Here is a 393-nt window from a genome sequence, read left to right as displayed (position 1 = left end):
GTGCAGAACATAACGGCAAAGTTTATGGACTCGTTGCACCACTATATGAACAAGGTAAAGTATTAGCTGATCATTTAACAAATAAAGAAACGAACGGATACAAGGGATCAACAACATTTACGTCATTAAAAGTTTCTGGGTGTGACTTGTATAGCGCTGGTCAAATTGTAGAAAATGCTGAAATTAAAGGTATTGAAATATTTAATAGCGTTGATAATAACTATAAAAAAATCTTTTTGAAAGACGGTAATGTAGTTGGCGCAGTACTATATGGTGATATCGATGATGGTTCACGCTTTTATAACATGATGAAAAAAGGTGAATCTACTGAAGATTACACACTGGTATCATTGCTTACTAAAGGTGGAGAAGAGGCATCGCTATCAATTGTTG

At 34.6% G+C, this 393-nt stretch carries 1 pseudogene; it reads left to right on the top strand.

The annotated features are described in order from the left end of the window. A pseudogene (locus KDK95_RS39145) lies at nucleotides 1–393 on the top strand (nitrite reductase large subunit); the annotation flags it as partial.

Source organism: Actinospica acidithermotolerans (assembly GCF_018139625.1).
In the GTDB taxonomy this organism is placed as follows: Bacteria; Actinomycetota; Actinomycetes; order Streptomycetales; family Catenulisporaceae; genus Actinospica; species Actinospica acidithermotolerans.
Note: the sequence above shows the minus strand (reverse complement) of the source record. Positions and strands in the feature narration are given on the sequence as shown.